This window comes from Aquitalea denitrificans (assembly GCF_009856625.1).
GTDB classification, from domain to species: Bacteria; Pseudomonadota; Gammaproteobacteria; order Burkholderiales; family Chromobacteriaceae; genus Aquitalea; species Aquitalea denitrificans.
Window position 1 is genome coordinate 1,417,659 of record NZ_CP047241.1, and the last position, 13,875, is coordinate 1,431,533.

A 13,875-nucleotide genomic window follows, 5' to 3' on the forward strand; every position below is an offset into this window, starting at 1 on the left:
GGTTGGGGGCAAGTGATGCATCAATATCATTGGTTTGAATCGCCCCGGCTTCTCTAGACACTCTTGAGCCGTTGGAAATATTGCCTCTCAAACTCTACCGGCGATAGCCCGTTTGCGGAACCATGCCGGCGTTTCGGGTTGTAGAACATCTCGATGTAATCGAAGATATCCCGCCGGGCCTCCTCCCTGTCGTGATAGGTTTGGCGCTTGATGCGCTCCCGCTTCAGCAACTGGAAGAAACTCTCCGCCACCGCATTGTCGTGGCAGTTCCCGCGCCGACTCATGCTGGGCACCAAGCGATGAGCTTTCAAGGAGTCCTGCCAATCGTAGCTACTGAACTGACTTCCTTGGTCGGAATGCACCAGTACCTCCTGCTTGGGCTGACGTCGCCATACCGCCATCAACAGGGCATTCAGCACCAGCTCTCTATCGATACGTGACTGCATCGACCAGCCAATCACCTGCCGTGAGAGCAGGTCCAGCACCACCGCCAGGTACAACCACCCCTCATGCGTGCGGATATAAGTGATGTCGGTCACCCAGGCTTTATTCGGCTCATTCACGGTGAACTGGCGTTGCAAGTGATTCGGCGCCACCACTGCTGGGCGGCCACTGTAATGCCCAGGACGCCGGTGGTAACCCGTCTCTGAACCTAAGCCCTCCTGCTTCATCAGTCGTGCCACACGATGTTTGCCACAGCGCTCTCCCTGAGCCTGCAGGTCGTCATGCACCTTGCGATAACCATAGACACCGCCACTTTCGAGCCAAGCCTGCTTGATGTGCCCCAGCAAGCGCTGGTCTTCACGCGCTCGCGGTGAATGCGGGGATGCTTTCCAGGCGTAGTAGCCACTGGGGTGCACTGCCATGACCCAACACAGTCGTCGAACTGGAAATTGCTGCGCGTGGGCCCGGATGAAGGCATACCTTACCCGGACTCCTTGGCAAAGTATGCGGCGGCCTTTTTTAGGATGTCGCGCTCCTCGGTGACCCGTTTGAGCTCTGCCTTGAGGCGTCGAATTTCGGCTTATTGGTCTGCAGATTCGACCGGTGTGGCGCGCTTGGGGTCATAGCGTTTCAGCCATTGATACAGGCTGTGTGCAGAGACGCCGAGACGGCTGGCGACTTCGGCCACTGGGTAACCACGCTCGGTTACCTGTTTGACCGCTTCAATCTTGAACTCTTCGGGGAAACGCGGCTTGCTCATGACACCTCCTTGTGGGGCCTAGTGTGAGGCTCACGAGGTGTCTAGGAAAGGAGGGGCGATTCACTACTACGACGCAAATATCATTTGAGCCAATTTGGGAGTAAAAAAGACCACCCGGAGGTGGTCTGGAGAGATAGGCAACTTGCAAAGACGGGCTGGTTTTGACAACAATAGACCGTCAAAACCACCACGCTGAGAAGCTGGTTTTTTGCGTTCTGAGTGTGCAAGTTGAGATGTCAAGCTTTGCTACGAGGCATCTCAACTTGCGACAATTACGAGAGCTGTGTCGGAGCCTCGTACATGTCGAATTCCACGCCAAAGATACCTTCTGGTCTCATTGCTCGTCTCCTTTCACTAGGCCATCGATGTAGCTTTTGTGCCAACGCGGTGGATTGTCTACCGCCGGCTTCTCGATGAGCCCATCGGCGATACGGCGGTATAGCGTAGAGCGGCCGACGCCAAGGGCCGCTAGCACTGCGTTGATGCGCAGCAATGTGTCTGCCGGCCCGGCGGCTGGCTCCGCTGCCAGGGCGGCCAGGGCCGTTATCGGTGCGACGCTTTCAATGTAGGCCGCAACGCTGGTGCGATACATCATCACCTGCCGCGCGGGCAAGTCGTCTCCGTCTTCAGTGTGCGTACGCCCTTGGATTTTTCGGCGCTGAGCTGCATCAAGCAGTGCTTCTGCTCTCTCGCGCAGTTCCGGCGCACCCCCGAGGTACGGCAGGCCATCTTCTACGACTACCAGGTCTTGTTGCTCACGTGTCAGGCCTTGCCACTCCACAGCGGCGGTGGCGACGCTCACAAGGTCGCTGTATCGGTTACTCGCTGTGTACTGTTCGACTGCCATCAGATATCTCCCGCATCATCAAAATTGGTAACTTGCTGTCGCTTGGCTGGAGACTTGTGAGTCGCCTTGCCGGTCGCCTTCACTGCCGCCTCGCGAAGCTCCCTCAGGTACTCCTCACGATGCTCCTTGCGCCACTCCTGCTCGGCATCCATGCAGAGCTTGGTAAGGTGCGCGCCTAGCGCATCCCAGGCTTCCGCCATGGGTGCCGTCAAGGGGCTTCGCTGGTATGTTCGGCGGATAGGGTTGGGCTGCACGTGGTTCTGACACTTGTCGATAACATCAGACTCCACTCCAAGCTCCTGCATAACCGTAGACATAGTGCGCCGCAGGTCATGCACATCCCAATCCCCACCTGCTAATTGAAGCTCCGTAGTGTTCGCCGTCTTGCCAGCTAGCTGTACGCCGCGCTGGCGGTCGCGCACGGCTTTCGTAAGCGTCTTTGAGTCCGCCGGCCGGGCGTCTGGTGCGTCGCTGCGTAGGCGTGCTGGGAAGACGAATACATCAGTACCGGGCATGTCCAGAAGAGCTTTCAAGTGAGTTGCTGCGAATTCAGACAGATGGACGGCATGCACGAGCTGTACAGAGGTGTTGAGCTTCTTCTGGTTGTCTACCGGTATGAACCACTCCCGAGCATCTATATCCAGGTCGCCTCGGCGCGCGAGAAGCGTCTCCTCGGCGCGGGTACCGCACGCCAGGATGAACCAGATTGCGTGCTTCCAGCGGGGGTTCAAATCGCTGCTGCGCAGTTGCTTGTATAGCGCCTTGATTTCAGCATCAGTAAGCACCCGTGCGCGCGCCTCGCCATCGCCGTTCCAGACGCTTTTGCGCAGCCCCATAGTAAAGTCGCGCTGAATCCAGTCGAACGGCATCGCAAACTTGAGCATCTGTCGGGTTGCGTCGAGGACAATGCCGCACGACCGAGTCAGGCCTTTCTCGCGCATCTTATCGAGCAGAGTCGCTAGGTGAATTTGCTTGATGTGCTCTAACCGCAGCTCGCCCAGGTGTTCAAGGACATGACGGTCAAACATGCCTTGAATGTGCGCTCCGCCGTCATCGTGGTTGTGCGCGAGATAGTCTTGTTTCCAGCGGTCGAATAGCTGCCTGAACGTCTCGGGGATTTCACCCTGGGCGATGGCTAGTTGCTGGGCCTTGGCTTCTGACTGTTCTCGCTCCAGCGCAGCCTTCGGGTCGTCTCCGCGCGCTAGCTGCGCTCTATAGCCTGCAGCAATGTCACGAGCGCCGGCAAATGTGATTTCCGGGTATGTACCTATGTGGATAGTCACCCGGCGCTCGCCTGCTCGGTACTTGAACTGCCAAGCTTTAGCAGTTTCACCGGTGCTTGTCCGCCGAAGCCGCATCACAAGATTGTCGCCAGCTTGCAGGTATTGCTCAGACTTGCCTGGTGCAATCTTGCAGGATGCTGCTGTCTTTGCGTTTAGTTTTCCCATGCCTGCAGTTTACGCCCCCGCACGCTCAAATTCTACAGGGGGTGTCACGGGGGGTGTCGCTGGCGCGAGATTGTATGGTGAAACAAGAATGCGCCGTATAGTGCAGCCTGGGAATTTTAAATAAACTGTAGGGACGCTGGTGGGGCAGTTGGACGCTGATTGGACACTAAAAATACATTTAAATCAACAGTCTATTACTGTCCCGGTACAGTGTGCTACACGGTTACATTTTTAATGTCTACGAAAAAATAGCTTACTGTGTTGTAGTTTTTTTCTGTCGGGGTGTAGTGCAGCCTGGTAGCGCACCTGCATGGGGTGCAGGGGGTCGGAAGTTCGAATCTTCTCACCCCGACCACAAGAACACTAAGCAGATCAAGCATTTAAGCCTCCACACTCGGAGGCTTTTTTGTTGCCTAAAATATCCTTGTGCGAGATTTGTGCGACTAGCTGTAACTTTGCGGCAGTTTTGGCACTCGTTTGCACTTTTATTGTCACCGCCAATTTGCAGGGTTTTTGTCACTATTTGCGCTTCTTTTGTCACCGGTACGCAAAAATCTAACGCTTCCTTACTGCTACCTTTTCCTGTGATGGAGGAGGGTGGTCCAGTCTTACTTCTCTGTGCTCTACCACTACCTGTAAATGAAAACACCCTGCGTGAAGGCAGGGTGTCATCTTGGTCGGTGACTGCTTTCGACCCAGAGCTGTCGTTTCTTGGTCATAACTCGCGGCATGTTATGGCCGACGAGAGCTCCACCATGGCGTTTGGTAGGTTAGGTATTGATACACGGTCAATTCCATGACGAACGACTTGAAAAATATGGTATTTGGATACAATAATAGCTATCAGCCATATCGATTAATTTACGGACCTATGTGTCTGCATAGGCACTATTAGAATACCGGGTGGTTAAATGATAATCATAACTAATAATGATGATTTCTCATTCAAAATTGATCTTGATGGAGAGTTAATTTACATACAAGGCCATAACCATTTTTCACTAATTAGAAGTCTTCTGAGAAAGTTTTCGCAAGCACTTTTTGTTTCACCATTTCTGTATGATGATTTTGGCTCGTTATTTGATGGTGTAATCCAAAAAAACCACACTATAGAACTTATTACAACTTGTTCGCCACGTGGGCATGATCAGTTTAAAAAGCCATACTCATTAAACAGCTTCGCTACAGATTTAAAAAAAAATACCGGCGAATGGCCAGTTATTAATATTGATCAAAAGTTACACTCCAAAATATACATATTCTACAAAGGTGGTTCACCAATTATTGGTTTGGTTACATCTGCAAATCTTACATGTAGTGGCCTTAACCATAATAATGAGACCGGTATTATTGTGAAAGATGTCAAAGTTCTAGCTGAATTAGAGCAATCAGCTCGAAACAATCTGGACTATATTAATATATCGGAGTATCAGCTGGGGTTGATGTTGTCGGCAGTCAGCACTGTACGTGAGATGCGTAAATTCGAAGATGAGGATGATGAGGAGATTGGTTTAAGTAATATATTAAACAACAATTGTACCCCAAGTCATGGGAATACAAGAATAAAATTAAAAGATAATGCCAGATATTATATAAAGGTATCCGGGGAAAAAGATTTCCCCATCTACCCTGAAGACGAAGAGAAATTTAATGATCCTCATGCAGCCTTGACGTTTTCAAAAGCCCCAGGCAGTATTGCCCAAGGGGATTGCCTGTTAGAAGTGGCGGTTGGTGGTGCGTGTTTTTTGAGTTATTACTGTTGTGCTAGCGGTATATTCGAAAGAACATCCATAGAGAAAAAAAGCAATCCGGCGCATAAGAGATGGCCATTTTATATGTATTGCAACAATCTATCAATTGCGTACGGGGAAAGCTGGTTTAAAGAGCCGCTTTACTATGACTCTTTAATTGCTGAGTTTTTGGAAAATAACCCAAATGCAGATGTTACCCCTAGCGGGGCAAAACATATCGTAGGAGCTATACAATTTGGTAACTCTTATTTTGAAGTGACTAAAGAGTTTGGCCAATTTGTTCGCGCAAAGATTGATAATCATTTTGCTAGCCAGGGTATCCAGCGCGCGCTGCTAACATAGCAAAAAAATCGTGGGTTTGTTGCGGCAGGTGGTTCTACCCACGCCTTTCACCATGATCTTGAGACAGGGAAGTTCCCTTCTTTCGTTAGAAGGTGCTATTCCAAGCTTTTTGGCAACGTAGTTTTTTTGTGTAACTTGACTTTAATCGGCAAACTGGCAGCAGCGGATTTCTGTCACATCAGGTGTCACCCTCACCTGTGTGCCCCAAGCTATCTGATCGTCTAATATAAGATCATGACTCCGGCTTTTATGGCTTGTGACGGTACCCTCCAGCACCGGTTAACTAGGCTTTGATGGCCGCTTTTTGATAAAGACCTGCTGTACAGCTGCGAATAGTTGAAGGTTGTGCATGGCAGCTCCTGGCCGATACCCGCCACCTTACTCCCAATTCATAATGCATAAAAGGGGGCTTCAGCCCCCTTCCTCCTACTTACCCTCCAGCCCTACACATAAGTCCCCCTCAGCTTCCGGGCGATCCATTCCACGACTTGCGGCACAACGGCGTTGCCGGCAGCTTGAGCCTCTGTAAAGTTGGTCGCATCCAGTCCCAGGCGAAGCCCATGATGCTCAGACGCTCGGGCCCGCTCAACCATCGAATCCCGTCCGTCGGCTTGAGCGATGAGGCCGGCACCATGGATAGGGATCTGGCTGGGGGCCTGTCCGGCAAGTAGTGTAGGGAAAGGCTTGAGCCCGTATTGTTGCGCTGGCGGCGGGCCAGGAACTGCTGCCACTGGGCTGGCGTCAGCCAGCAGCTCGATGGGGGGATGTTCATGAAGACCGGCAATAATGAATACGCGACGGCGTTTTGTGGGGACTCCGAAGCATGAAGCATCCAGCACCCGCCAGGGAAGTGGCGGCAGATGGTGGGCTGCCAGGGTATGCAGCAACAGGTAAATGAGTGGCCGGTACATCAGCTGGCAGGACGTTTTTGGCCTGCGGCTTCATGCCGGCAGCCAGCCAGTTGGCGACGGTGAAATCGGAGCAAGTCTTGGTCCATCTGCTGGGTTCCACCGTGCCGTCACCATTCAGGTCCGGGGATAGATCACGGTGGCCAAGCACCGGGACACCCGGATACTTGGCCAGCAATGCCTTCACCAGGCTGGACAGCTCACCCCACTGCGCGGTGCTGTACTGATCCGTGTCCATCATGCAGACGTCGATGGAGTTGGCATTGTGGCCAGCCACATGCGCGCCGACTTCATTCAGGGCGCGACCGGTGGACTTGGTGCCATCGACGTCCAGGATAAAGTGGTAGCCGATGGCTTTGAGGCTAGGGTTGTAAGCGGCAATCGCGGCTGGCTGGCGGCGAAAACCACGCTGGGCATGCCACTGGTCAATGACGGCTGCAGCCGATTTAGACGCGGAGCCGAGTACCTTGCCGTTGGGGCTGGCGGCGCAGTGGATGACGATCAGTTTGATGGTGCGGGACACGATATTTCCTGATGCAGGTCATGAGGCAAATCGTAGGGAAAGTCAGGGAGTGGTCAGATTGGGAAGGGGGTCGGTGCTTCTGAGCAGGCGGTATGGAAAGTAGGGGGGAGTTGAGGCTTTTCATGACAATGCCAAGTGAGTATTATGGCTATGTGATTGAGCAGATTGAGACTCAATAATTAGCAGCTAAATTTTTGAGATTTATCGCAAGGAGTGTGTAATGAGAAAGTTGGTTTTTTTGTTTTTATTATTATTTTTTAGACTGGCAATGGCAGGGGCGACTTATACCATAGAAGGGCGATGGATTTTATTTAACATCGCAGGAGGCACAGTTGAATTTTATGATAAAAATTCTATCAGTGAATCTGGTGGTGTGAAAACAATCAAAATATTGTCTATGCAGAAATTGTATCGTAACACTCCAAGCCCTTATGCGCCGCATGCTTATCCTATCCCGTCTGGTGTGATGAAAACGATAGCGCTGGATTGTGATAATAATACAATCCAATTCGGACATGCTTCTTATTATAGTACTAACTATACTTCCCATGGTAAGGATATGGATTTGTATGATATAAGGGCATTCAATGTTAGAGAGGATGATTCGAAAGGAAAAGTCCTGACGACAAAGGGTGGAATGTTTTACTACTTGGATAGGACTTTTTGTGATGAAAATCCTCCGATGAAAGAAATTGAAGTTAAGAATCCAATTGAAGTGTCTCAGCGAGTTATTTACATGTTGAATAATTTGGATAAATATATCCAAGGCGTGCAGTAGGTTGTTTAATTTTTTGCGTGTTGATTTTGTGTGGCGAGATAAATACTTGCAAAGGGTAGTAGTCTGGCCTGTATTAATATCAAGATCGATGGTTGGTATGGAGGGTGCAGCGAAAAATGGGTCTATCAGAATTCTGTGTAAATCGGACCGTAGTCTGCACCATACCGGCTGGCTACTCTGGTCGAGCTGGAGCGAAGATTCTAGTGGATATTTTTAGAACTACTGCTTTTGGCCAAGAGCAGTCCTCTCGCGGCATTAGCTCAAAGCAGTCTTTGACGCAAAGGTTATGGTCATTTGCATGCGCTCGGACTCAAGTAGCCTTGCAGTTAACTAGCACGGCTAAAGAAAGTTAGTTACTTCTTTCATTTGAAGTTGCTAGTGACAACGGCCCTGTTTAATATTAAGGTGAGTAATTATGGCTATGCGTGAGAGTGTGAAGTCTCTGAGGGCGTATTTTGTTTTTGCTGGCACTATTACTGCCTTGCAAGGAATTGGTATGGCAAAGGGCTCTAACTTCAACGTGATTGTTGGGATATTCTGCCTTGTTCAGTTTTCATTGGCGGCAGGCTATTTGTATGTTGGGTTAAAGCTGGATAAATTACTGGCAACATCAATTAGACCCATCGCTATAGTTCTATCGATAAGCGTGTCAGTGCTTGCACTTGTATTTCTGATTAGCTTGGTTGGTGGTTTTTATTTTAAATATGCTTTTCAGCTTGCTCTTGGCTCCGTGATCGCTTGGTATCTTTATAGAAATTCTAAAAGGCTTTATTTTGAAGAAAAAAATAAGCTAACTGCCTAGGTGGTTTTATTGCATGGCAGGTTGTTTCCGCGAATAAACAATCAAGTTTTCTATCTGCTGGTTGCTGAGCTTTGTCGTGTAAGGTCTGCTTTCACAAGTTACGGCAGCAGCTTTGGATCGTAAGCTGGCATAAAGGAAAATTTGGCCGCTTAAGGTCAAACCAACCATTGCTGATAAACAGTGCATACGTCTTAAGTTCGGCTCAAGCCGGCTGTCAGCAAGATGGCGTCTAATTGCTGGTTTGTACCGAATGGTGGACATGCCTCCTCCCAGGGAAAGGCCGGCTCGCGGTGTCGACGGCAGGGAAATGGCCGGCATGTAGTCTTGCGTTTCCGCTCCTGGCTGAGACACATAATTTATAGCCAGACTCTTGCATTCGGTCTACGCTTACTTTACAAGAGATACCTGCGACAATAGTCAATGAATATACAATTAAATTCATATCCAATCCCTCCCGACGAGCCTGAACGTCTGCAGCTGCTGCATGCGCTGGCCATTCTAGACACCCCTCCAGATGAAGTTTTTGACCGAATTACCCGACTTGTTTCCAAGTTGTTGAAGGTGCCGATTGCACTGGTCTCCCTGGTCGACGAGGACCGCCAATGGTTCAAGTCCAAGGTGGGTCTGACTGCCGCGCAAACACCGAGAGATGTCGCCTTCTGCGCACATGCAATCGCACAGGCCGAGCCATTGATTGTAGAAGATACACAACTTGACTCCCGGTTCTCCCATAATCCCTTGGTAACCAGTGCCCCAGACATCCGTTTCTACGCTGGGGTACAGATAAGGTCCTGCGGTGGTCTAGCATTAGGGACACTATGCGCCATTGACACGAGCCCTCGTACACTTAGTCCTGATCAGATTGCGATCTTGGTTGATTTTGCGGAAATGGTCAGTCGTGAAATGCAATTGCGTGAAACACTTTTGTTGACTGAGGCAGAAATAAATCACTCGCAGGATGTCATTGATGCGGTGGAAATACGTTTTCGCACCGTTTTCGAGCGTGCCGGTGTCGGGATCGCAATGGTTGCCCCTGACGGTGGGTGGATCGGAGTCAATGATGCACTATGCGACATCGTGGGTTACACGCGTGAAGAATTAGTCCATATGACGTTCCAGCATATTACCTATGCTGATGATCTGAATGCCGACTTGAGCATGCTTGAGCAGCTAGTGGTGGGTGAGATTGACCGTTACCAACTGGATAAACGATACATTCATAAAAGCGGCAAGCTAGTCTGGATCAATTTGACAGTGACCAAGCAGCTGAATAAACATGGACAACTGGAGTACTTTGTCTCAATCATCAAAGACATCCAATCCAGAAAAGAAGCTGAGAGTTCACTTGCTGACTTAAGACGGACGCTAGAAGAGCGTGTCAAGGATAGGACAAAGGAGCTGCGGTCGGCCAACGAAATGCTTGCATCGGTCATTAACCAGCAATTGCAAACAGAACAAGCATTACGCAAACGTGACACAGAGTTAAGCGCCATTCTTGAAAATGCGAATGATGCTTATGTGTGCATCAATCAAGCTGGTGTTGTGAGTGCGTGGAACCAGCAGGCGGAAATTACTTTCGGTTGGAGTAAGGATGAAGCCGTTGGTAGCCTTCTGGAAGAGCTGATTATTCCCCCGGTCATGCAGGAGAGGCATCGCAAGGGACTGCAGCATTATCTTCAGTCGAGAACATCAGACGTCATTGGCCACCGGCTAGAGCTTGCAGCAATGAAAAGGGACGGCAGCATCATCCCTGTCGAGGTCCGTATCCAGGCGTTACAGTTTGATGATGAGATATTGTTCAGTGCATTTTTGCATGACATTTCTGCACGCAAACAGATGGAGGCATTACGTGAGCAAGAAGCTCGGATTGATACATTGACAGGTCTTCCGAATCGCCGTGCTTTTTTTGAGACGCTACCCAAGGCCATTGTACGCTGCCAGCGCAGTAATCAAGCTCTGGCACTCCTTTTTATTGATCTGGATGGGTTCAAGGCTGTGAACGATGATCAAGGACACCATGCTGGTGATTTGCTCTTGGGGGAGATCGGCCAACGTTTATCCAGCCTGCTGCGAGAAACCGATACCGTTGCCCGCCTTGCCGGGGATGAGTTTGTTGTTATTCTGGAAAACTTAGATCCAGAGTCACATAGAACGCAGGAAATAGCTCAGAAAATGCTAGCCAAGATTGCAACGCCCTTCTCTTTTGAACAGACGACTGTTCAGGTCAATGCAAGTATCGGTATCGCCTTGCATCGGCCAGGCGATGATATTGATATCGAAGCCTTGCTCAACCGTGCAGACAGAGCAATGTATGATGCCAAACATGCGGGGAAAGCCAGGATTGTTCTGGCTTGACTTGGCCGTACCTCGTTGTACTTTATCTATCTAGCCAACTAATAACATCTTGTAATAGTTAAATAAATGGCCCCATGGGGCCATTTCTTGTTTAGAACAGTGAGCCTTGTCCGTTACTACTCAAAGGTATCCGGTCAGCTTCCTTTTCTAAAATTTCTTCAATCCTTCGGTCACCAAGCCGGTAATTGGGGAACAGTATGTTGTTGACTGTTGCATTGTGTCCCAACTCGAGATAGTGGCTATTCGGCAGCATACTGCATACCGACCTGCTCAATACGGGCATAGACCGAACCATTTTCTCCTGGTGGCGTGTACCGGATCAGGTCATCCCGCGTGCCACCCGTCACACCGATTGACTTCATTGGCGGGAAGTTCGCACCCAGAGGAATCGCACTCTGTACCGTAGTTTCTCCGTATACCAGGTAAAGCAGGGCGCTATCACCAGATAGCTGCGCCAGGTCCGGACAGTTCAGTATTGGGTTCAACATTGGCCGGCGTGGGAATATTGGCCGACAGACCAATGAAGGCATGATCGCCATTCTCCATGGCTGCATCCGAAAATGCACAGTGAGCCTGGAACAAATACCTTCCAGCACCCTGACTATCGCCGGCTGCCAGGAAGTTGGTGTAGCTATGCATACCGGCAAGGCTGCAGGCTGAAGTCGCTGATACCTCTACGCTTCTGATACCGCGCGTCGTGATGTTGACTTGCCGTTACTACCCGCCTTGTCGCTGTTCCTGCGACCCCATACCGGCAACGCCAAACGCTTGCCATGGCGTAATGCCGTTAGAGGTTTGCCAGTTCGCCCAAGATGTCGTTAAGCACCTCGACCGTGGCGGACTTCTTCATGAAGTACAGGGCTGCTGCGCCACAGAACGGTTCCACGTAGCAGCTATGCTCCGGGAACCGCGGCAGAATGTGTTTGGCCTGGCGGCGTTTACCGCCTATCCAGACGACTTATCGATGCTCTACCGCTATCCGAAAATGAAAACACCCTGCGTGAAGGCAGGGTGTCATGTCGGCAGGCGACAGGCATCGCTTGGGTCAGGACAGTCTGTCGGAGTGCATCTCATGATCGGCAGCTGTCGTTCGCTTCGCTGACAAAATGGCTGAAACAATGCGCAGAGCAGTCGAAATCCACCCCGCGCATTTACCCTTCGAGCTAGGTGCCGACAAGGTGCTCCAGCCCACGCTCGCCAACTGGTGCTTCTGCTAGCCACGGTATCAGCGCCGATTGCTTGGACAGATTGTCAGCAACGCGACGAATGAAAGGCACTTCATAAGCACCACGCTGGCAAAGAATGGGATGCTTTGTTCCGCTCGCCAAGAGCGACTGGTTGACGACCCAGGCATGCGCTTGGATACCTGCCCGGGCCAGGTCGGCGCTAAGCCGTTCGGCCTCATGGACTGGTGTGGCTTCCGGTAGTGTCACGATGAGCACCCGGGTATAGCTGGGATCGCGCAGCCGCGGCAGCAATTGGAGCACGGCCTCGGGCATGTCGCCCTGGGCGCGCATGACTTCCCGGTGGTACGCCTCAGCCGCATCGAGCAAGAGAATGGTATGCCCTGTTGGTGCGGTATCCAGCACCACGAAACCATCCTTGCCTTCATCGACGGTGCGGGCGAAAGCGCGGAAGACGGCGATTTCTTCGGTGCATGGTGAGCGCAAGTCCTCTTCGAGCATGGCGCGCCCGCTTGCATCAAGATGCTGCCCAGCCTTGGTCAGTACCTCCTCGGTGTATTGCTTCACTTCCTGCACGGGGTCGATGCGTGTCACCACAAGTCCGGGTACGACACCATCAATGGCTGCCGCTGTGTGGGCAGCCGGGTCGGTGGTGGATAGCACCACCTGGTGGCCTTTCTTGGCCAGTGCAACCGCAATGGCTGCCGCCACCGTCGTCTTGCCGACACCACCCTTGCCCATGGTCATGATGACCCCATGCCCCGTTGCTGCAATGTCCTCGACAAGACCGCGAAGATTAGGTGGCAGAGAAGTTTGTGGCATGACGGTACTGGTGGGTGCGATGACGGTCTCGGGATGTGCCATCTCGCGCAGGGCATCCAGACCCACCGTGCCACGTGGCAGGAAGGGAATGCGTGTTTGTGCTAAGTCAGCGAGTCCTGATGGCATGGTTTCGATGGCTGCCGCGGCGCGAGCCACCATTGCAGCAGCAATCACATCACCAGCTGTGTCGCCAGAGAGCAAGCCGTTGATGACTAGAGTTTGGTTGCAAATGCCCAGGTCAGTCAGCTCGAGGCGGGTGCGGTTGGCCTCACGCAAGGAGGCCGTATCTGCACGCGCAACCAGAACGACGGTCGTCTCGTTGGCGCTAGAGAGGCGAGCCACCGTTGCAGCATATAAGGCCTTCTGTTTTTCCAGGCCGGCCAAGGGGCCCAGGCAGGAGGCACCTCCAGTCGAGGAAGAGATGAACTCGTCCCAGGCCGAGGGCAGCGTCAGCAGGCGTAGCGTGTGGCCGGTGGGGGCCGTGTCGAAGATAACGTGGTCGAACTCAGCCGTCGCTGCCGGCTCGCCCAGTAGCTTCGAGAACTCGTCGAAGGCCGCAATCTCGACAGTACAGGCACCTGAGAATTGCTCTTCCATGCTCTGGATGGCTGCGGCTGGCAGGATGCCGCGATACGGTGCCACCATCCGTTCCCGGTAGGCATGTGCGGCGGCTTCCGGGTCGATGTTCAAGGCAAACAAACCAGGCGCACCGGGAATGGCAGTCGGTGACTGGTTCAGCCCTACGCCCAGTACCTCGTCCAGGTTGGAGGCGGGGTCGGTGCTGACGATGAGCACCTTCTTGCCAGCCTCGGTCAGCGCCAGGCCGGTGGCGCAGGAGAGTGATGTTTTACCGACGCCGCCCTTGCCCGTAAAGAACAGGTAGCGGGTCTGGATAGTGGGCAGCGACATGA

Annotated in this window: 8 protein-coding genes, 1 tRNA gene and 2 pseudogenes; 5 read left to right on the forward strand and 6 right to left on the reverse strand. The window is 51.9% G+C overall.

Annotation, left to right across the window (positions count from 1 at the left end; genetic code table 11):
- Positions 1-53: 53 nt before the first annotated feature.
- The 3 genes and pseudogenes from GSR16_RS06485 to GSR16_RS06495 all read right to left on the reverse strand — a co-directional run bounded on the left by GSR16_RS06485 (position 54) and on the right by GSR16_RS06495 (position 3,499).
- Positions 54-1,204, reverse strand: a pseudogene (locus GSR16_RS06485) (IS3 family transposase).
- Between the two features lie 334 nt (positions 1,205-1,538).
- On the reverse strand, positions 1,539-2,051 hold the full coding sequence (locus GSR16_RS06490) for a helix-turn-helix transcriptional regulator (protein ID WP_159875695.1): 513 nt from the start codon (positions 2,049-2,051) through the stop codon (positions 1,539-1,541).
- Positions 2,051-3,499, reverse strand: a complete 1,449-nt coding sequence (locus tag GSR16_RS06495) for a tyrosine-type recombinase/integrase (protein WP_159875696.1) — start codon at positions 3,497-3,499, stop codon at positions 2,051-2,053. Before GSR16_RS06495 ends, GSR16_RS06490 begins: the two co-directional genes overlap by 1 nt.
- Before the next feature lie 278 nt (positions 3,500-3,777).
- Here GSR16_RS06495 and GSR16_RS06500 point away from each other — a divergent pair.
- Positions 3,778-3,854: transfer RNA gene (locus GSR16_RS06500), tRNA-Pro, on the forward strand.
- A 556-nt stretch (positions 3,855-4,410) separates the two neighbouring features.
- The gene (locus GSR16_RS06505; RefSeq protein WP_159875697.1) at positions 4,411-5,592 is read left to right on the forward strand and encodes a restriction endonuclease PLD domain-containing protein; all 1,182 of its coding nucleotides are present in this window, start codon (positions 4,411-4,413) and stop codon (positions 5,590-5,592) included.
- 768 nt (positions 5,593-6,360) lie between these two features.
- Here GSR16_RS06505 and GSR16_RS06515 read toward each other — a convergent pair.
- Positions 6,361-7,023, reverse strand: a complete 663-nt coding sequence (locus GSR16_RS06515; RefSeq protein ID WP_159875699.1) for an N-acetylmuramoyl-L-alanine amidase — start codon at positions 7,021-7,023, stop codon at positions 6,361-6,363.
- A 220-nt stretch (positions 7,024-7,243) separates the two neighbouring features.
- Here GSR16_RS06515 and GSR16_RS06520 point away from each other — a divergent pair, with 220 nt between their 5' ends.
- The 3 genes from GSR16_RS06520 to GSR16_RS06530 all read left to right on the forward strand — a co-directional run bounded on the left by GSR16_RS06520 (position 7,244) and on the right by GSR16_RS06530 (position 10,958).
- Complete coding sequence (locus GSR16_RS06520) at positions 7,244-7,801, forward strand: hypothetical protein (RefSeq protein ID WP_159875700.1); 558 nt, start codon at positions 7,244-7,246, stop codon at positions 7,799-7,801.
- A gap of 415 nt (positions 7,802-8,216) precedes the next feature.
- Entirely contained in the window at positions 8,217-8,603 is a 387-nt protein-coding gene (locus tag GSR16_RS06525) for a hypothetical protein (RefSeq protein ID WP_159875701.1), read from the forward strand.
- 420 nt (positions 8,604-9,023) lie between these two features.
- The gene (locus GSR16_RS06530; protein ID WP_159875702.1) at positions 9,024-10,958 is read left to right on the forward strand and encodes a diguanylate cyclase domain-containing protein; all 1,935 of its coding nucleotides are present in this window, start codon (positions 9,024-9,026) and stop codon (positions 10,956-10,958) included.
- Positions 10,959-11,748: 790 nt separating this feature from the next.
- Here the strand turns inward: GSR16_RS06530 and GSR16_RS06535 are convergent.
- A pseudogene (locus tag GSR16_RS06535) lies at positions 11,749-11,907 on the reverse strand (DNA adenine methylase); the annotation flags it as partial.
- 214 nt (positions 11,908-12,121) lie between these two features.
- On the reverse strand, positions 12,122-13,873 hold the full coding sequence (gene arsA, locus GSR16_RS06540; RefSeq protein ID WP_159875703.1) for an arsenical pump-driving ATPase: 1,752 nt from the start codon (positions 13,871-13,873) through the stop codon (positions 12,122-12,124).
- Positions 13,874-13,875 lie beyond the last annotated feature (2 nt).